A 22177-nucleotide genomic window follows, 5' to 3' on the forward strand; every position below is an offset into this window, starting at 1 on the left:
ATAATTTAAAAACGAAACAGTGAGCTGATTACAACGTGATGGTCTTATTCTTTCCAAATTCCAGTTCAGGCTCCTCCTGGTTAACAGCTATATATTTAGCCAGCATAGCAATAGTGGCCAGTTGAAAAAATGTTCTGACAGATACCTGTAAACCGAACTCCTTTTGTACAGCCGCAGCCAACCGCATTACCAGCAGAGAGTGCATACCCAGCTCAAAAAGATTATCGTGTACCCCTATCCGTTGTATGTTCATTAAACCTTCACAAATAGCAGTGAGTATTTGCTCAGTAGTATTGGAAGGCGCCACATATGCGGTGGAAGACAATGCACTGATATCCGGTTCCGGTAAAGCTTTCTTATCAATCTTTCCATTATCTGTCAGTGGCAGTTTATCCAGCGCTATCAGCATAGCAGGAATCATAAATTCAGGTAACCGTTCTCTAAGCCAGGTATAGATTTCTTCCCGGTCGAATGTGTTGGTAGGGACTACATATCCCACCAGCCGCTTGATACCATCATCGGCTGTTTTTGCCAGTATTACCGCCTGGTGCACAGACTTACATTGCTGTAAAACACTTTCAATTTCACCCAGCTCTATACGGAAACCGCTGATCTTTACCTGCTCGTCTATACGGCCCAGGTATTCAACGGTACCATCGGGCAGCCATCTGCCCAGATCTCCGGTTCGGTACATGCGGGCCTGCCGGTCTGTGGTAAACGGATCTGTGATGAATTTTTCTGCCGTTAGTGATGCATTGTTGAGATAACCACGCGATACCCCCACACCTGATACGCATATTTCCCCGATCACTCCCACAGGGCATAACTGTTTTTTAGCATCCAGCACATAGATACGCAGGTTTTGCACCGGCCTGCCTAACGGCACATTCGCCGTCAGTGGTGCCTCATACATGATATGATGACAAATATCATCAGATGCCTCTGTAGGGCCATAGGCATTAACTACCGGGATCTTACCAAATACGGGATGATTAAACCATTGTTTCAGCAACGACTGGCTTACCGCTTCGCCGGTGACCAACAGGTATTGCAGGGTGCTGGCATTGATACTGGCTTCTTCCTGTAAAATAACCGCCAGATAGGAAGGCACTATTTCCAGTATGCTGATATTGTTTTTAGTGATAGACTGTAAAAATCCTGATGGCTGGAAGATGAGCTGATTGGTATAGATCACCGTCGTTCCTCCGCAAACAAGTGCGGCAAACATCTGCCATACGGAAATATCAAATGTGTAGGAAGCGGTATATGCTAACCTGGTTTTATCATTGATCTGCAGGTCATTTATTTTGGCAAACAAATGATTCAGCATACCACGATGTTCCACCATTACCCCTTTGGGCTGCCCGGTAGATCCGGAGGTATAAATCACATAAGACAACTGATGAGGTGCCGGCAAGACGGCCGGCGCTGTAACCGCTGCTGCCTGCAGCGAAGCATTGTCAACATCCAATGTAACAATATGTAATCCTTTTTTTGCCGGTATCCGCGGGCGAAGATCATTTGTAGTTACTAACAGGGTCGCACTGCTGTCGTCCAGCATATAGCTGATACGTTCTGCCGGATACTCCGGATCCACCGGTATATAAGCACCTCCTGCCTTCATGATACCCAGTATCGCTATGATCATTTCCGGCCCCCGTTCCATGCAAACAGGCACCAGGGTATCTTCCTGTACTCCGTTATGCTGCAGATAATTCGCCAGTTGGTTGGAGCGCTCATCCAGCTCCCTGTAGGTGAGTTGGACGTCTTCAAATATCAACGCAACTGCATCCGGTGTATTCGCAACCTGCCTGATAAAGAGTGAAGGAATCGTTTCATCTTCCGGCCACGCAACGTTATTATCGTTAAACGTTACCAACAACTGCTGCGTTTCTGCCCGTGTTAGCATATCGAATGTACTGATCCTGGCAGCCGGCGCATGCACCACCGCCCGGAGCAATTGTTCAAAGTGAGCCGTCAGGCGCTGTATGGTCTCTTCTGTAAAGAGATCTTCACAATACATCACCGATCCCGCTAAACCACCACTGCTTTCTTCTATAGAAAAAGTAAAATCAAACTGTGTAGTAGCAGGGTCTGTTTTTTCCAGCGACAACTGCAGGTCATTTAATCGTAATGCTGCATTCTCCTGCACATGTTGTAATTCAAACATCACCTGGAACAATGGCGTTCTGCTGAGATCACGTTTTTTCACGATCGCTTCCACTACCCTTTCAAACGGTACTTCCTGGTGCTCATAAGCGCCCAGTGTAGTACGTTTCACCTGTTGCAGCAAAGTAGCAAAAGAAGGATCATTACTCAGATCACTACGCAGCGCCAGCGTGTTAACAAAGAACCCAATCAGCGCTTCTGCTTCCTGCTGCGTTCTGCCGGCGATCGGACTCCCTACGCAGATATCTTCCTGGCCGGTATAACGGTACAACAGTACCTTGAAAGCAGCCAGCAAAGTCATAAAGAGTGTAGTACCCTGTTGCTGCGACAGTTCCCGTAACTGGTGTGATAAAGCTTTGTCCAGTTGGAAACTTTTAATAGCGCCACGGGTGCTCTGAATCGCAGGACGCGGATAATCTGTTGGAAGTTGCAGCGTAGCTACCCCTTGCAGCTTTTCTTTCCAGTAATTTATTTTTTTATCCAGCAATGTTCCCGACAAATGATGCCGTTGCCAGATAGCATAGTCGGCATACTGGATGTTTAAAGGCGTTAATTCCGCACTTCGGCCTTCTAGCCAGGCGGCGTATAACGCCGCTACCTCCTTCACGATGATGCCGGTAGACCAGCCATCGGAAGCGATATGGTGTAGCGTAAACACCAATAGATGTTCTTTCGGGCCGGTTACGATCAGGTGTGCACGCAACATATGATCTGCATGCAACTCAAACGGAATGGCCAACAGCGACTGGACATATGTCTGCAATGCCAGGTGGTCTTCTTTATAGTTTTGCTCGTCTATAACATTTAACTGCCACCCATCTTTGTCCAGCACATGCTGATAAGGCACACCTGCTTCCTGCACAATGACAGTACGTAACACTTCATGACGGTTCACAATAGTTTGCAGGGCGTCGGCTAATCCTTCTACCTGTAGGTTCCCTTTTAATTTCAATACTGCCAGCGTATGATATTGCACACTGCCTTCCAGCTGATCAATAAACCATAAACGTTCCTGACTATACGAAAGCGGAATACGCGCAGGACGTTCATACCTGACAATAGCCGAAACGGTGGCTGCATCGGAATGTTGTCCTAACCGAACAGCCAACGACGCCACGGTGGGATAGTCAAATATATCGCCGATAGCGACTTCCACACCGAGGGATTTCCGGATAGCCGATACTACGCGTATGGCCAGCAGAGAGTGACCACCCAATGCAAAGAAATCATCATGCACACCTACCTGTTCTACCTCCAGCAAGGATGACCAGATGGCTGCCAATGTTTGTTCTATGTCACTTACCGGCGCAGTATATCCCGCGGTAATAGTCGTATTATCCGGATCCGGCAGCGATTTTTTATCCACTTTACCATTGGCCAGTAACGGAAAACTATCCAGTACCACCAATGCTGAAGGAATCATATATTCCGGTAAGTGTTCTCCCAGATGTGCCAATACGGCTTCCTGGTCTACCACCCCTTCTCCGATTACATACCCAATCAGGCGTTTGCTGCCACTGCTTTCTCCGCGCGCTACTACCACCGCCTGGCTAACCCGGTCAGTTCGCAGTAATGCCTTTTCTACTTCGCCCAGTTCCACGCGATAACCACGGATCTTTACCTGGTCATCTGCACGACCGGCAAACAGGATGTTGCCATCCGGTAAAACCTTTACCAGGTCACCAGTACGATATAGTTTTGAAGTAGCCGCTCCGTCAAACGGATCTGCTATAAAACGGCCCGCTGTTAAATCGTCATTATTTAAATAACCTGCTGATACGCCATCACCACCAATATACAATTCACCAGGAACACCCACAGGGCATAACTTACCCGCGGCATTCAGCACATATACCCTTGTATTGGAAAATGGTTTACCAATAGGAATGTGGTGGCCATAAGTAGTCTCCTCATTCACTACATGCAGTAATTTTCCTATAGTCGTTTCCGTTGGGCCGTAGTGATTCACGATGGTGCAACGGGAGCCATAAGCGCGGATGCTGTTTACCACCGCTGTTTCCAACGCCTCTCCTCCGAAAATAAGTAGCTTCTCCGGCAACAATAATCTACCGGAAGCAGACAGGGCTTTCCAATGGGAAGCCACAATTTTGATACAATCTATCGGGTGAACAGAAAAATAATCATACAACAATTCTCCATCGCTGATCATCTCTTTGGAAAACACATGTAAAGCACCACCCGAAATCAGTGGCGTAAACAATACCGTATTACCCAGATCTGTAGCAATGCTGGAGAGCAATCCGAAGGAACGGCAATCTTCCAGCGGCAATGCGGCTTTCAGCCCATACAGGTAATCTACCAGGTTGCGGTGGGTAATTATCACTCCTTTCGGGTTACCGGTGCTGCCGGAGGTGTAAATCACATACAACGGCGCCTCTCCTGCAGGAATAGTGGCCCCTGCTTTCACTTTACAACGGCCAATTGCTGCGGCATCTCCATCCAGTGTAACAACATGTGCGGTAATAGCAGCAGACAGTTTCGCCTTGCCGGTCTTATTACTCACCACCACTTCTGCACGGGTGTCTTCCAGCATAAAGGAAATACGATCTGCCGGAAAATCAGGATCAATGGGTACATAGGCCGCACCAGCTTTCCCGATACCTAATATCGCCACAATCATAGCGGCAGATCGTTCCAGGTACAACGGTACCAACGAACCCTCCTTTACACCCTGCTGACGCAGGTAATGCGCCAGCTGATTTGATTTTTCATCCAGTTCCCGGTAAGTCAGTTGTGTATCTTCAAACACAACAGCGGTGGCCTTTGGCGTCAGTGCTGCTTGTGCGGCAAACAGTTCCGGGAATGTTTTATCCTGCGGATAACTAATGACAGCATGCGTTTGCAACTGCCAGGCTGAGGAAGCCTTCAGCACAGATAATTCGGATAGCTGATGAATGTTGGCATAGGCTATTTGTTCTAATACATATTCAAAATGCGCGGCAATTTCCTTTACATACACCGCTTCCAGCAATGCAGCATTATAGGCAAACTCAATACTGGCTTTCTTACCGGGAGTAACCATTACCACTAAAGGATAATTGGTTTGTTCGCTGGTGATGAAGCCGTCAATACGCAAACTCCAGTGACCTGCAAATACCTCATCACTGATGGGATAGTTTTCAAATACCAGAATATTATCAAACAAATCCCCGGTGAAACCAATCATCTGTTGAATCTGGTTAAGCGCAGTGTACTGATGTTCCCGGCTCTGGTGCTGACTTGTTTGCAGTTGCTGTAACCACCCGGCTATGTTTCCGGCTTCGGGTACTTTTACATGAAGCGGCAAAGTATTGATGTATAACCCCACCCTTTTTTCTACTCCGGGTAAGTCTTCCGGGCGACTGGAAACAATTACGCCATAAGTAACCGCTTGTTGAGCGGTGTAGTTGTGTAACAGGTACGCCCATACGCCCTGCATCAGGGTATTCACGGTAATACGGTGCTCCAGTGCATATCGTTGGATAGCTTCTATTAACGGACCTTCCAGGCTTAGTATTTCTTTTTTATAGGTACCAATTCCTTTATTACGGTCAGCGCTGGTGTCAATAAACGGCAGYAGGCTGCCCCTGTCCATGCCTGACAGGTAATTCCGCCAATAGTTGGAAGCGATTTCCTTATCACGACGATCCATATACTGGATGTAATCTCCATAGCGGTCTTCTTCTACTACTGGTATTACTTTTCCTTTTACCAACCCTTCATAGGTGTTCAGCAATTCTTCTACCAGTACGGCCAGTGACCAGCCATCCAGCAAAATATGATGGAAGGTGCACACCATCCGGTAGCGGCCTTCTCCTAAACGTATCAGGCCTATACGCAGCAATGGCGCTACGGAAAAATCAAATCCTTCATTCCGTTCAGCAGTTTCATAGGCAGTCAATGCCTGCTCCTGCGCTGATCCGCTCAAGTGACGGTAATCCAGTACCGTTAGCGGCAACTTCACCTGGTGATAGGCACATTGTATCGGTATAACAAATTCGTCGTAGTAAAATGCGCTTCGCAGAATACTATGCTGCTGGAACAGGAGCGCCCAGCTTTCCCGGAACAAACGAAGATCCATTTCCCCCACACCGCAGGTAAACTGATCAATATATCCACCGGCAGTTTTATCATACAGACTATGAAACAGCATGCCCTCCTGCAAACCACTGAGCCGGTATAAGCCCGCTACCTGGTTACGCCTGGGCGCACCCTTGTACGGTGTATCCAGGAACCTGTCCAGTGCCTCATTGCTGATGTCCTGACTCAATCCATAATCCGCCGGCGTGCAGTAAGACTCACTTTGTGATACACAATGTGCAATCAGGATGTCCAGATGGTGGAAATATTTGTCCGCCAGTGCTGCTATGTCTGCAGGTCTAAAATGCGGAACACTGTATCCCCACTCCATCACCAGTTCACCCCGTTGTACAATGCTGTTAATAAATAATTTATCCTGTACCGGATAACCCGCTCCTGTCATGCTACCTGCTGCTTCTTCCGCTATATTCAGATAGCCATTAACGTTAGTGATGTTATCCAGCTGTCCCAGATAGTTGAAGGTGATATCCCAGGGATCTTTGCCCTGTAAATAATCTACCTTGCTGATGTACTTCAGCACGCCGTAACCAATCCCTTTGTCAGTTATCTTACGGAGTTGTTCTTTCACTTCCTTCAGCAAGCTACCCGGAGAGCTGCCCGCAGGTATCTGCAGGAGTACAGGATATAAGTTGGTAAACCAGCCAACGGTATGGCTGGTATCAATGCCCAGCGCCGCATCTTCCCGGCCATGTCCTTCCAGGCCAATGGATACTGCAGTCGTGCCGTTCCATTCTGCCAGGGTGAGCGCCAGCGCTGATAATAAAATATCGTTGATCTCAGTATGATAAGCACGGGGCACTTCCTTCAGGAGACGTTGTGTTTGAAGGGCGTTGAGCCGTACCACATGCAAACCGGTTTCTGCCATCGTTACCTTACCTTCATAAGCGGTAGCCGTGCGTAAAGGAGCATATCCCTGTACCACCTGCTGCCAGCAACTTTGCTGGCTAAGCAGCCGATCCTTCCGGCTATACTTTAGCAAGGCTTCATATGCCTGACGATAAGAGCTGCTCTTCCTCCCCAATACTTCGGGTTCATTATTTACCGTTGCCTTCTTTAATAACAACTGAAGGTCATCCAGCAAAATACGCCAGGACACACCGTCTACTACCAGGTGATGAATCACCAGCAACAAGCGGTTATGTGATTCACCGGCGGGAGTCAATAACAGGGCTGCCCGTACCAGCTTACCTTGTTTTATATCCAGACTGTCCTGTATTCTTTCTCCATGCCGTTGTATATTCTCTGCCAGTTTTTCCGCCGCAATCACTTGCAGATCGATCACCTCTAAAGTACCTTCCTGCCTACCATCCAGTTGCTCCCATCCCTCATGGCTATGCTGGTAAGTATAACGGAGCGCATCATGATAGCGCGTCAGTGCCGCGATGGCTGCAGATACCCTTGCAGGTACTATTTTTTTATCTACCGTGAGTAAAATACTCTGGTTGTAATGTGCGTCGGTATTATTTTTTTCGAAATACCACTCCTGTATAGGCAATAATCCGATGCTGCCTTCCTGTATGGTTTCTGCCGAAATCACCTCAGTGCTTTGCTGCGATTCCAGCAACTGGGAAAGCTTTGCAATGGTTTGGTGGGTAAACAGATCTCCTACCTGCAGCATGTATCCCAAACGCCTTGCACGGCTTACTACCTGGATAATGATAATAGAATCACCCCCCAGTTCAAAGAAGTTGTCGTGTATCCCTACCCGTTCTACGCCCAGCAATTCCTGCCAGATGCTGGTCATCGATCCTTGCATCTCATCACGGGCAGCTTCGTATATGCCGGTACGTGACCCCGTTACATCCGGATCAGGTAAGGCTTTTCGGTCGATCTTTCCATTTACCGTTACCGGGAATGCATCCTGTGGGATCAGTAACGCAGGAATCATATAGTCAGGCAACCACTCTTTCAGATAAGTAATAATGCCGGCTTTATCAAATTCGCCATTCGGTACTACATAACCGATGAGGCGTTTATTCCCCGTGTCATCAGCCCTGGCCAATACTACCGCCTGGCTGATCCTTGTACATTTCAGCATCACACTTTCTATTTCACCCAACTCTATGCGGTAACCGCGGATCTTTACCTGGTCATCTTTACGACCCAGGTATTCAATATTTCCATTCGGCAACCAGCGACCAAGATCACCAGTCCGATATAACCGGCTGCCTGGTGTTTTGCTGAATGGGTTGGGTATAAACTTCTCCGCCGTCAGCTCGTCCCGGTGCAGGTAACCACGCGCCAGGTTAGCACCGCCAACACATATCTCCCCGGTAACACCCAACGGAGCCAGACAATCATTGATGTCCAGCAGGTACACCTGCACATTGGCAATGGGCTTACCAATTACCACAACATCATTATCAAGAACAGGCTGGTCCGTAAGACTGGTACACACCGTATTTTCAGTGGGCCCATAGGCATTGATCAGTCTTACGCCACCTGACATCATTTCTTTTGCATCTTCCAGCATCATGGCTTCACCGGCAGATACGATAGTTTTAACCGGCCCCAGTACATCCTTGATGGTATGCTGGTACGAAGGCGGAAGCGTTACTACTTCTACCTGTTGTTTGTTAACCAGTGCCGCAAAATTTTCTGCAGACGATAAATCACTTTTAGTGGGTAACACAAGTATACCGCCACTTAATAAAGTATTGAATATTTCATAGCAGGATGCATCAAAACCCAATGAGGCAAACTGCAGCGAGCGGGTGCCTTCTTTCAATCGTAGTGCTTCCTGTTGACTCAATGCCAGGTTCACCAGACCCCGGTGTTCAATCATTACACCTTTCGGCTTGCCGGTAGACCCGGAAGTATAAATCACATAGGCAAGATCTTCCGGCCGGAGTACGGTTACCGGTGAAGTAACCGGATGCGTTGTTATCAACTCTCCTTCATTTTCGAGGATGATGATGCGTAAAAATTCTTTTACCGGCAGCTTCGCGGCGCAGGCCCTGGAGCTTACCAGCACCGTTGCCCTGGTATCGTCCAGCATATAACTGATACGGTCTGTTGGATAGTCAGGATCAATGGGTACATAGGCGGCGCCGGTTTTCATAATCGCCAGGATGGTGACAATCATCTCCAGGGATCGCTCTATACAAACCGGTACCAATGCGCCGGCTTTCACACCATTATGCTGCAGGTGATGCGCCAACTGACCCGCCCGCTCATTGAGCTCCCGGTAGGTAAGCTGTGCATCTTCAAACAGCAAAGCAGCAGCATCCGGAATACGGGTGGCCTGTGCCTCAAATAATGCGATGGCTGTTTTATCAACTGGATAAGCCATCGCTGTATTATTAAAACCTACCGTCAGTAGTTCTTGTTCCGCTGCATTTAACATCGGTAATGCCCCGATCCGTTCCTCCGGCGATACCACCACCGCACGCAACAGCTGTTCATAATGCAACAGCATCCGTGTGATGGTTTCTTTCTTAAACAGGTCTGTACAGTATTCTATATTGGCTACCAGTGAACCATCCGAATTTTCCAGTATGTAAAAATTAAGGTCCGCCATCGTGGTAGTCCTGCCGAGCGACTGCTGTGACAGCACTGTTTCGCCAAGTTTCAATGCTGTAAAATCCGGGGTTTTCTCCAATCCGAATATTACCTGCTGTAACAGGTTTCTATCCTGCTCCCTGTTCTTCACGACTGCACCTACTATTTTTTCAAAAGGAACTTCCTGGTATTCATAGGCAGACAACAACGTTTGTTTCACCTGCTGTAACAGTGCTGCGAAAGAAGGATTATCACTCAGGTCACTACGCAACACCAGGGTATTTACAAAAAAGCCGACCAGCTCCTCTACTTCTTCCTGCATTCTGCCTGCGGTAGGGCTGCCTACACAAATATCTTCCTGACCGGTATAGCGGTATAAAAGCACCTTAAAAGTGGTCAGCAATAACATATATAGGGTTACCTCCTGTTGCGGGCACAGTTTTAATACCCGGTTGGTCAACTCCCTGTCCAGCGGTAATGTTACAATACCTCCGTTGGTAGTTTGTATCGCAGGCCGCACATAATCAAGCGGCAAATTTATTGGCGACACACCTGCCAGTTTTTCTTTCCAGTAGTTGAGTTTTTCATCCAGTATGCCAGCCACCAACGGAGAGCGCAGCCATATGGCATAATCGGCGTATTGAAGGCGCAGCGGCGTTAAATTGGGCTTACTGCCACTGATATATGCTTCATACAATTGCAGCAATTCCAATAAAATAATGTCTGCCGACAATCCATCAAAAGAGATGTGATGTGCGGTCAGCACCAGCAAATATTCTTCTTCCGAAAAACGCAACAACTCACCACGCAGCATATGATCCTTCTGCAGATCAAAAGGTTGATCTATCAGCGGAGTAATATTATCAGATAAAGCTTTGGCATCTTCCTGATCAAAAGTTACATCCGTTATGCCAAGCTCCCAGCAGTTTTTATCCAGTATTTGCTGTGCTACTTCATCACCATTGGGATCTATCACGGTTCTGAGTATCTCATGACGGTTTACAATATCCTGCAACGCATAACGTAGCGCACTTGTATTCAATGTTCCTTTTATTTTTAACAACATCGGAACATGATATTGCACGCTGCCTTCCAGCAGATGTACAAACCACAAACGCTCCTGGCTAAACGAAACGGGGATATGTGCCGGCCGCTGTTGCAGCATAAGGGGCGGCAGTCCGCTATTCAGCATCTCTGTGGTTACCTGTGCAGACACCGGCCCGCTGGTAACGGCAGGCGTGGGTAAAAAGCCTGTCTGTTGCAACTCCCGGATGCTGTCCTTGATAGATCTGGCAATAAAATCAATATCCTCATCTGAATGGGCATCAGATAAAAAGCAGGTACGTCCTTCCCATATATACACCCCTTTTTCGAGGAGGTGATAGAAGAACAGATCCATATTAGTGTTAATGGCAAAATAAAACAGGGAACCAAAATTATGTACCTGTATCGGCACATTGTTTTCTTCGAAGAAGGCAGATATATCCTGTACCAAACGGGTTGTACGTACATTCAGTTGTTCCTGTAAAGCCGGTCCTCTCCGTTCGAGCTCCTGCAGCAATGCCAGTGTGGAAGCCATACTCAGCGGATGCTTACAGAAAGTACCTGCAAAGAAAGTAGTGTCTACCGCAGGATAGGAATCATCACCATACTGCCATATTCCGCCGTCCAATGCGTTCATAAACCGGCAACTGCCGGCAATAATGCCAATAGGTAATCCTCCGCCGGCAATTTTACCATAAGTGGCAAGATCTGCACGTACACCAAAATGCGCCTGGGCGCCTCCCGGATGAATCCTGAAACCAGTGATCATTTCATCGAAGATCAGGGCTACATTTTCTGCCGCCGTCATACGGCGTAATTCATGCAGCAACGCCTTGGGCTGATATCCCGGACGGCGACTCTGTACCGGCTCTACCACCAATGCTGCCAGCTCATGTGCATGTGCCCTGATATGTTCCACTACATCCGGATGATGATAATCGAATACCAGCACATCCGCCACCATATTATCCATGATACCCGGCGCCATCGGTACGCCTGCATGGGTTCTTTCCAGGTCTTCCGGTGCCGCGAGGGTGCCATCGAAATGACCATGATAAGCGCCTGCAAAAACCGCAATTTTCTTTCTTCCTGTTACAGTACGTGCCAACCTGATAGCAGTCATCACCGCCTCAGTTCCGGAGTTATGAAAACTGGCCCTCTCCATTCCGGTAAGCCTTGTTACCAACGTGGCTACTTGTCCTGCCAGCGGTGTTTGAGGACCGAGTTGAAATCCTTGTTGTATCTGTTGCATCAAGGCCGTCATCACTCCAGGCGGACAATGTCCGAGCAGGTCTACCCCAAAACCCATCGCAAGATCAATATATTTGTTGCCGTCTACATCCGTGATGGTAGCACCCTGAGAGGAAGCTGCCAAAATCGGGTACACTAATTCTTTTGTCGAAAACCGGAACCCTGCTGAAGCACGGTTATCCGCCAACACCGGCCGGTATTGCTGTGTAAGCGCTTTGGATGTTTTGGTTTTTTCATTATACCGCTTTATAAAGGCATCCAGGTATTCCTCTTGAGCAGTGGTATAACCTGTTTGTCCGGGCTTCTTTTCCATCTTAGGGAAAATGGATACATGCTTTTTGGGCGCTTCACTGATAGTCCCATTTTGTGGCAATGCTGCGGTTGCTTTTTCCGGGGTAATATTATTCGGCAATACGGGTGCGGGAACGGGCGCCTGTAATGCTGCTGCGGGTAATGCCTGTACACCTCCCAATTGCAAAGACAGCAATTGCAGCTGCTGCTCCATGATATTAAAAAGACGCTGTGTCAGGGAAGGGTCTGCGTTCGCACCAGCAGCAACGGGTAAGTTAATCGTTTGTAATGGCGCCCCTATAGGCACCTCACTCACCGGAGGTGTTGCAGATGCTGTTATTACTGCTGCTTCCGCCGCAGGTAGATGGGTGGAATGCTCCAGAATATAACCGGCCATCAGATCCAGAGAAGTCAGTGTTTCGAACAACTGCCGGATCGTAAAATTCAAGCCATATTTCTTTTCTATTTTGCGTACCGCGCTGGCCAGTATCAGTGAGTCTGCTCCCAGTTCCAGGAAACGGGTATAAATATTAATCTCTGCGGGCGGCATTTTAAGAAGACGACCAAATATGTCAGCTACATCCGCCAATATAAGGGCACGCTGATTAGCAGGTGCTTGCTTTGTTTCAGTCATAGCCGGTGATTTATGTGTGTGTGAGACAGGGAGAGATGGGATGGTTGCGTCCTCATCAATCCAGTAAGGTTGCCGCTGAAATGCATAAGTTGGTAAGGATACTTTCTGGTAACCCGGGCTGTCGTAAAACGCAGACCAGTTGACTGGTAAACCTTTTGTATGGAGTGACATGAGGCAGTGCAACATGGTATTCCATGAAGACTTATCCATGTGCATAGCTGGTAACAGGCAGTCTTCCTCATAGGCGGCTGAAAACTGCACTATCGACAAGAGATTAGGCTGTGGTCCTAACTCCATCAATACCTGACCTCCCAGGGTATTAATAGTTTGGATACTCCTGGAAAACTGAACCGGTAAAACAATATGCCGGCACCAATAGTCGGCATGGGTGATCTCATTGGTCACCACATTACCCGTTACATTGGATATCAACTGCAAGGAAGGCATATGATACCTGATGCTTTCAGCTACCTTCCGGAATTCTTCCAGCATTGGCTCCATCAGCGGGGAGTGAGAAGCATGTGCGATCAGCAGCTCCCGGCCGTTTACGCCTGCCTGTTGCAAGGATTCCAACGCAGCACCAATAGCTTTTTTCTTGCCGGAAATAACAGTGAGTGCCGGACCGTTTACAGCGGCAATAGCCAGGTCATTTTCATAAGGCCTGATAGCTTCCGACACCTCTGCTTCAGTGGCAAAAATGGTCGCCATCGCTCCCGGTTCTTTCACCGACTGCATCAACCGGGCCCTTTCAGTTACCAGTTTCAGACCGTCATCCAAACTAAATACGCCCGCCACATAAGCGGCTGCATATTCCCCTACGCTATGCCCGGCTACTATAGCGGGGGTGATGCCCCATGATTTCCATACGGCCGACAATGCGCAGGAAATAGCAAAAATAGCCGGCTGGAAATAGGTCATCTGTAATAACAGCCTGTTGGCTTCTTCTTTATCCTTCTTGTACAACAGATCGGTTAAAGACATGCCCCAGCATGTTTTCAGATAGCCGTCACAGTGATCAATGATATTTTTAAAGATGGAATTGTTTTCATAAAGGTCGCGACCCATACCCCAGTATTGGGAGCCACCACCGGTAAATAACCATACCAGTTGCCCCTGTGGTTGATGTGTATTTCCTGTCACCAACTGACTGGAAAAAGGGCTGGCAATAAATGCCTGTAACTGTTTCCGCGCCTGTTGCCGGTCGGTAACCGCCAGTGCCGCACGATGAGGAAAAGCTTCTCTCGTGAATGCGCTGCTATAAGAGATGTCTGCTATATCTGCTAATGAAGAAGCAAAAAACGTATCGTACTTGTCTGCGAGTTCCTGCAAAGCTGCCGGTGTTTTAGCAGACAGCAACAATGGATAGGCAGGCCATACTGGCTTTTCCTGTTGAACGGTTGTAGTGATGACCGCTTCCTCCAGGATCACATGCACATTGGTGCCACTTAATCCAAATGAGCTCACCCCTGCTCTTCTCCCAGCCCTTCCGGGCTCCCAGGCAACCAGTTTGTCTACCACTTTCACGGAAATATCTTTCCAGGGAATAAATCGGTTAGGGGTATGATAATTCAATATGGCCGGCAACTGTTTGTGTTGCAGGCTTAATACCGTTTTTATGAAACCGGCAATACCAGCAGCTGCTTCCAGGTGCCCGATATTTGTTTTCACCGCCCCTACCAGCAATGGCTGGCCAGCAGGACGGGAACGGCCATAAACCGCCTGTAGCGCCTGTACTTCTACCGGATCTCCCAATTTAGTGCCGGTACCATGCGTTTCTACATATTGCACCGTGTCTGCTGCAACGCCTGCCTGCTCCAATGCTTTTTCTATCAGTTGCTGTTGTGCGATGCCATTGGGTGCCGTGAGACCGTTGCTGGCACCATCATGGTTCACCGCAGAACCATTGATCACCGCCAGAATATTATCCCCATCTGCCACCGCCTTGTCGAGGCGCTTTAACACCACGATGCCGGCACCTTCTCCTCTCACATAACCATCTGCGCTATCATCAAAAGTTTTACATTGGCCGGAGGGCGACAATGCTTTCATCCGGCATAAGCGGATGGTCGTATCCGGCGTCAGCATCAGGTTTACACCGCCGGCAAGTGCCAGTGAACATTCACCCAGCAACAGGTGCTGACAGGCCTGGTGTATACTGAGTAACGAAGAGGAACAAGCCGTATCAGACTGCACTACCGGACCATGAAAATCCAGTACATACGCCAACCTCCCTGCTGCAACACTTCTTTCTAATCCCAGGCTGCTGAAAGCATCTTCAAATAACGCAGGCGGAGTATGATGATGAACAATCTGCTGATAATCATCCGTACCCATACCAATGAAAATACCACTGTCACTCCCCTTTAATGCTGACGGTTTAATGCCTGCATGCTCAAGTGCCTCCCAGCACACTTCCAGCAATAAACGCTGCTGCGGGTCCATACTGGCAGCTTCTCTTGGAGAGATACCAAAAAACAACGGATCAAACTGATCTACCTGGTCTATAAAACCACCTGTACGGGTATACATCTTTCCCAGCGCATCCTCATCTGTACTAAAATAGTCATCCGCATTCCAACGGTTCTGCGGAATAACGGTAATGGCACTACGCTGTTCATGTAATAATTTCCAGAAAGCTTCCGGCGTATCAATACCGCCGGGAAAACGGCAACCAATACCCACTACCGCAATCCGGTTATCTGTTGTTTCATGAACATCAATTGTTCCGGCTTCTTCCACTACCGCCACTTTCCCGATAGCAGCAAGGTGATGGGACAAAGTCGCCACGGTAGAAAAATTATAGATGACCGTTTTGTCAATAGGCGCCCGCAACAAGGTCTCCAGATCTGCGGCCAGTAGAACGGCCTGCATGGAGGTAACGCCATACTCCGCAAAAGATCTTTCTGCAGCAATATCTGCGGCAGTGAGCTTAAGCCGCTGTTGCAGCCACTGTATCAGCCATTGCCGGATAACAGTCAGCTCCTGCTGGTTAACCACCGGAACTGCCGGAGCGGCAACCCGTACTGTTTTTTCTTCCTGTACCAGCTTATTTTCCTGCGCTATTTCGCGCAAAATTTCATCGTATACGCCTTTCCGGTAGTCCTCTGCAAAAAGATAGCGTTTTACTTTACCACTGGTTGTTTTAGGCACTTTTCTTACCGGCAGTACATGTTTTACTTCGAGCCCCAGTTTAGCAGCTACAAATCTTTTTACCTGACCGATAACAGGTATAAATTTCTGCACAGAAGATTTGTGTAACAGAAATACCACAATAGCTTCTGATCCCGTTTCTTCATCCGGCACGCCACAAACCACTACCTTACCTGTTTCTATGCCTTCCATCTGTTCAAGCGTAGTTTCTATATCATGTGGATATACATTGCCCCCATTTACAAAAATGATATCTTTCACCCTGCCAATCACAAATAAATCGTCCTCCAGGAAAAAACCAGTGTCGCCGGTATTCAGCCATCCATCCTTTGTAATCGCTGCTTTAGTCGCTGCTTCATTGTTGTAGTAACGACTGGTCACGGCATCTCCCTTTATCCATAGGATGCCCATGTGACCATCTTTCAATTCCTTTTCCTGCTCATTGCAAACCCTCACTTCCACCCCATCAATCACATATCCCATATTCACGATTTCCACACTGTCTTTGATATTTTCATTCGCCCGGCGCCCGGTTACAGATTGTCCTATTGTCAGCGCATCCCGTTGAATGGTGATGGTTCTGAATGGTTGGCGTAAACCAGGCCACGTAACTTCCAGTGTAGCTTCTGCCAGTCCATACCCCGCACACATCGCCAGTGGATGGAGCTGAAATTGCCCAAGCGCCTCCATGAACGTACGACATAATGATGCCGATACAGGCTCCGCACCATTTAACACAGCCTTTACGCAGGAAAGATCCAATCCCTTTGCTTTTTCAGGCGTAAACAAATTCAGGTAATATTTATATCCGAAGTTGGGAGAACAAATAATAGTTACTCGATGTTCAGACACTTTCTGCAGCCATAACAATGGATTCCTGATAAACAAATCCGTAGGCATGAGATAGTGATCTACACCGATGCCAATGGGATAAAGATGAAAGCCTATCAATCCCATATCATGTGTTAGCGGCATCCAGCTAAGATGGCTGTCATTTTCGGTTAACTGCTGTGCAGACGTACCCGCATAAATATTGGTGACCAGGTTTTTATGCGTAAGCACTACTCCCTTGGGGTTACCCGTAGAACCGGAGGAAAATTGCAGAAAAGCAATACTATCGGAAGTAGCCGGATATATCGTTCCGGTACCGGTATAACCCTCCAGATCTTCAATAAACAATGTTTTCTCAAAACGATGTTCTTCCACCGTACTATCTGCAAATGCAGTTGTGGTTAATTTTTCGTGGTGAACAGCACTGATAAATAAGGTGGGGTTATTCAAAAAAGGACGTATTTTAAACAGCTTCTGCGCATTTTCACCCTGGTAGGTAACTGCCACCGGCACCGGGATAATCCCCCCCATGATGCTGGCCCAAAAGATCTGTAAAAATGTTTTATGGTCTTCTACCTGTAATACCAGCTCATCGCCGGGCTTCAGCCCTCTGTCCTGCAGAAACCCCAGCCAGGATACAGCATTCGTGTAGAGCTGCTGATAAGAAAGAAACTCTTCGTTATTACTGCCTGCAATAAAAGTAATTCCTTTGTCTTTAACATCTTTCATCCGCAATAATATCTCGGGTAACGTTTGGGGCTGCGGTAATTTCTTCATAAAGTACGGAAGTTTATTATCTGTGTTTGTGATACATTTTTGCTATTGACAGCCATAGTACAGTCGCTGCATGGGTTTATTGCAGCGCTGCAACAATGACTTCTTTACGTTCGTACAGTAATTCTTTCTCTCCATACAACCGCTCCGCTAAAATTCCCTTCTCCTGACAGAGCTTCACGAGCCTGTTGGATTGAATGATGGGATTGGATTCATCTGTATACTGAATACTGCTGATAAATTCCAGCCAGGGCTCCATTCCCATCGCATATACATATGCCTCTTTTGGTTTGAAGATATCTACCAACGCCATCCCTTTGGAACAATCAGAACCAGCCAGTCTGCGGCTACCATCCTGTTCGCGGGTGATTTTCTTTGTCATCAACGGGCCATACAACCAGGTGAGTGGCGCACCATCGCATTCCATGCCAAGAAACATGACATCCACATCACCGGTTTGCTTGTGAATGTGTTTATATAATGCCGATTCAACGATCCTGGAATCTGCGAGGAACAACAACTTAAAGTCGCTGATCTGCACCAGGTAACACGCTTTTGTCAGAATGCACAGGTCACTGTGTTCTCCTGTAAAAGGAAGGCCGGTAATTGCAGTATCTGCAAATTCAATGGTTTCCATTTCATCTATTGCCACTACATTTTTAAAACCAACGTTGTTAAACATCAGCTTCAGATCCGGATCTTCCAGCTTGCCACTGCAGGTGCGTGGCACAATCAGGTTTTTGATTTTATGTCGCAGCGGCAGTAACGTTTCGAATAAAACGTGGTCCTGGTGATTATGCGTAATCAGCACATAGTCTATTACATCGGGCAAATCAGCATCGGAGAAATGCTCCAGGTCTGAATCATATCCATAGTAGCTCACGAGTGGATCTACCAGGATGCTTACATCCTTTGTTTCTACCAGGATACACGCATGTCCGAAATAGCGCATCCGGATTTTATCACCGGTATATTTTTTATACACCGGAGGAGGTGTTTCCGTAAAGAAGCTATTAAACAGGGCTTCCTGTTCCGGTGCAACATTCAATATATTCCTGATATAGTCTATTGTTTGCGGGGTACGCTTCATTCTTGCCAGCTCGTCAATCCCTGCATGTTCAAAAGATATCGGGAGATGTAACACATGGTCATCGTCCAGGCGCGGAGTACTGAGGCAAAACGGGCGATGATCATTATCCGTAATCCAGAAAGCCATACTTTGGGCTGATCTGTTATAAAATTCACTCTTATATAACAGGGATTCAAAGAAACGGAAATCAGCGTTGTTATTGCGGTCATAATATAATTCTACCAACCCTTTCAATAACGGAGGTACTTTCTCATATAATGTTTCCAGTCCAAACCCGGTGGCTTCCGCTACCAACAACTTATCCAACTCCTTCACCGCTTTCGCAAACTGAATCACATGTTCCTGGCGGCTGAGGGTTTCGGCTTTTAGCGACTTCACTGCTTCGAGTTTTTCTACTGCTATATCCATAAATGGACCGCCTTTCATTTTAGGGTTCGCTACTGCTTCCACATGGATGGCTGGCGCCATAATAAAGGAATCGATAATAGAAAGGTGCCTTCCTACTACATTCATCGCAGTAGTAGCCGGAGATATTAAATGGCTCCAGGCGTACCATCTGTCGACCAAAGGTTCAAAAACAACGTTGGGTTTCAGATAAACTTTTTTTTCACTCATGGCTAATAAATTATGATTTGAGCAGACATATTTTCTCTGTTTACAGCTGATCTTTCCGATCAGATGCATTATAACGGGCACGTATATATGAATAACTGTCATCGGAAGAGCTCATACTCTCCTTTGGGCACAAAGCTTCGCTACTGCAAGTCACATTATCGACTTGTTTTACGCGGTAGCTGTAATTTAAAATGAAATCCGGACCGCAGGTATACAGTCTGGTGTAAGCGCCTTATATGGCATGCTAGCGGGTAAACAGGGTTTCAGTTAAAAAATAAATTGATTACTTGAGCGAATAGTAACTGTCTTTCATTTTAGTGGGTTTCATCTGGATTAACCATCATACTATCGTTCAGAAATTATGCTATCAAAAATATAGGATGAAGATAGTGAAATAATTATTTGCAATAAACAAAAACAAAATATTCATATTCCGTTAACGAGTTATAACATTCAAAATGCTTCCGGTCCATTACAGTACAACCCCTTTTAACCGTTTACCGGAAACGGCGATATGCTGCGTTACCGACTGCTTGATTATATTCAGTGCATTGTCCAGCACCTCATCTTCAATAGTCAATGCAGGCAATAGTTTGAGAACTTTATCTTCTCTTCCTACACATTCAATTATCAATTGCTTTTCAAAGCAGTCCTTCGCTATTTTTTTTGCCAGTAAGGGATCTTCGAATGAAGAAAGGTCTATGCCCCACATCATTCCAATTCCTCTTATGTGAATCCTTTCATCTATTGTTGCCAGTTTCCCGAGAAAACTGCGGATATAGGCAGACTTACGTTTTACATCTGTTTCCAGTCCGGTCAATTGTCTGAATTCCAATGCGGCCTTTCCTCCTGCAAATGCCAGTTGATATCCCCGGAAGGTACCATTATGTTCTCCAGGCTTCCAGATGTCAAGTTCAGGTTTTATGAGCAGCATAGCCATAGGCAAGCCATAACCGCTTAAAGATTTTGACAGGATCACGATGTCAGGCTTAATACCCGCACGTTGAAAAGAAAAGAAATCACCAGACCTGCCGCAGCCAATTTGTATGTCGTCACAAATGAATAGTATCTGGTGTTGTTCACAGATATTTTTCAATGCTTTCAACCACTGCGGGGAAGCCACATTTACACCACCCTCTGCCTGCACAGTTTCAAGAATAACCGCAGCCGGTTTCTCAATACCGGAATGCGTGTCTTCCAGGATCATCTTCAGGTAAGCCAGACTGTCTGTATGCTGCGGATGATTGCCATCAAAAGGAATAAACGTAACATTATGCAATCCTACACCAGCAGCCTTCCGGTGATATTCATTACTGGTAATCGCCAGGCTCCCATGCGATAATCCATGATAACCTCCCATAAAAGAGATGACATTGGTACGGCCGGTGTAATTACGTGCCAGCTTAAGCGCCGCCTCTACCGCATTAGTGCCGGTAGGGCCACAAAACTGGAACTTGTAGCTGAGCCCCAATGGCTTCAACAACAAATCATTGAAAGTGGTAATAAACTCGCTTTTTGCCACCGTAAACATATCCAGGCCCTGCATAATATAATCATCCTGCATATATTCCAGCAGCCGTGATTTAATAAAGTCATTATTATGACCATAATTCAATGCCCCCGCTCCCATCAGAAAATCGATATAAGGTTTTCCGTCTTGTGCGTAGAGAAAAGCATTTTTAGCCTTGTGGAACACTACCGGGTACGACCTGGAATAGCTGCGCACATTTGATTCAAATAATTCAAAAACATTAACTGTCATAAGCTTGTTTTTAATAAAAACGGTATTGAATAAATAAACCTTATAAGGCATGGCCTACATGACTTCTACAGTCCGTGTAAAAAAAATGTCCTTACCTGAAAAAAAATTGATTACCACCCGATGGGATATGGACCGATAAGGATATGGCTGTCGCCTCCGCTAATTCCAGTTTAGCGCTATCACAATGGTATGCAGTTTTAAAAAAAAGGGAGACAGGTTAAACTATAGGAAAGAAGTTTTCATGTGCCCAAAAATATAAGTTACCGCTGCTACAAAACCGCACCGGTAATTTTAAATGGTAGCACCGGTAAAATAAAATGGCCATCTGTTTGGGAAAGAAGCCCTCTATACTTGTTCGCAGTCCTATTAAAGCTATGACAATGAATGATAAAATGGATAGAAAAAAATATTAAAGAAAATTAAGGTACTATTACGCAAAATAGGAAAAGAAGATCTGGCGTCAAGATGCCATGTCACCACTGCCATTGTATCCCAAAGTAGCTTTTCAAGTGGCCAAGTAAAATTGTTTTTTGTCCCATATTTGTATATATAATATAAGCTATCCTAACTTAAATAATTATATACTCAACGTCTATTTTCCGATACAAAAAATATTTCGTATGATTTTCCTTTTTATGGTAAAACAAAAAGCCGCTTAAATCCTGTGATTCAAGCAGCTTTAGTAACCTTTGATATTCTTTCTGTGATCCCCTTGGATCTTCAATCTAATAAATACCAATCAAAAATTCGGCATCAAAAATCTCCTTCATTTTTTTTAACATCATTTACTGCAGCATACAAAGAAAACAGAAACTATGAGTTATCATGATGACCACTTATAATAGTATAAATGACAAACAAAAAATCACTCGTTATTAAATCGTAATGTCATTGCGAATTTACAACTTCCTTTACAGTTCAAAATCCATGTTGGTCAAAGCAACAGTTAAGTTATAATATAAAC

The 22177-nt window shown here is 46.4% G+C and carries 3 protein-coding genes; all 3 read right to left on the reverse strand.

Annotated features, from left to right (window positions below; genetic code table 11):
- Nucleotides 1–28: 28 nt before the first annotated feature.
- The gene (locus AC1DP6_RS32165; RefSeq protein WP_477058530.1) at nt 29–17749 is read right to left on the reverse strand and encodes an amino acid adenylation domain-containing protein; all 17721 of its coding nucleotides are present in this window, start codon (nt 17747–17749) and stop codon (nt 29–31) included.
- A 76-nt stretch (nt 17750–17825) separates the two neighbouring features.
- Nucleotides 17826–19451 (reverse strand): MBL fold metallo-hydrolase, encoded by a 1626-nt coding sequence (locus AC1DP6_RS32170; protein ID WP_477058531.1) that lies wholly within the window; start codon nt 19449–19451, stop codon nt 17826–17828.
- 472 nt (nt 19452–19923) lie between these two features.
- On the reverse strand, nt 19924–21213 hold the full coding sequence (ectB, locus tag AC1DP6_RS32175) for a diaminobutyrate--2-oxoglutarate transaminase (RefSeq protein ID WP_477058532.1): 1290 nt from the start codon (nt 21211–21213) through the stop codon (nt 19924–19926).
- Nucleotides 21214–22177 lie beyond the last annotated feature (964 nt).

Source organism: Chitinophaga sp. 01L420, assembly GCF_056399985.1.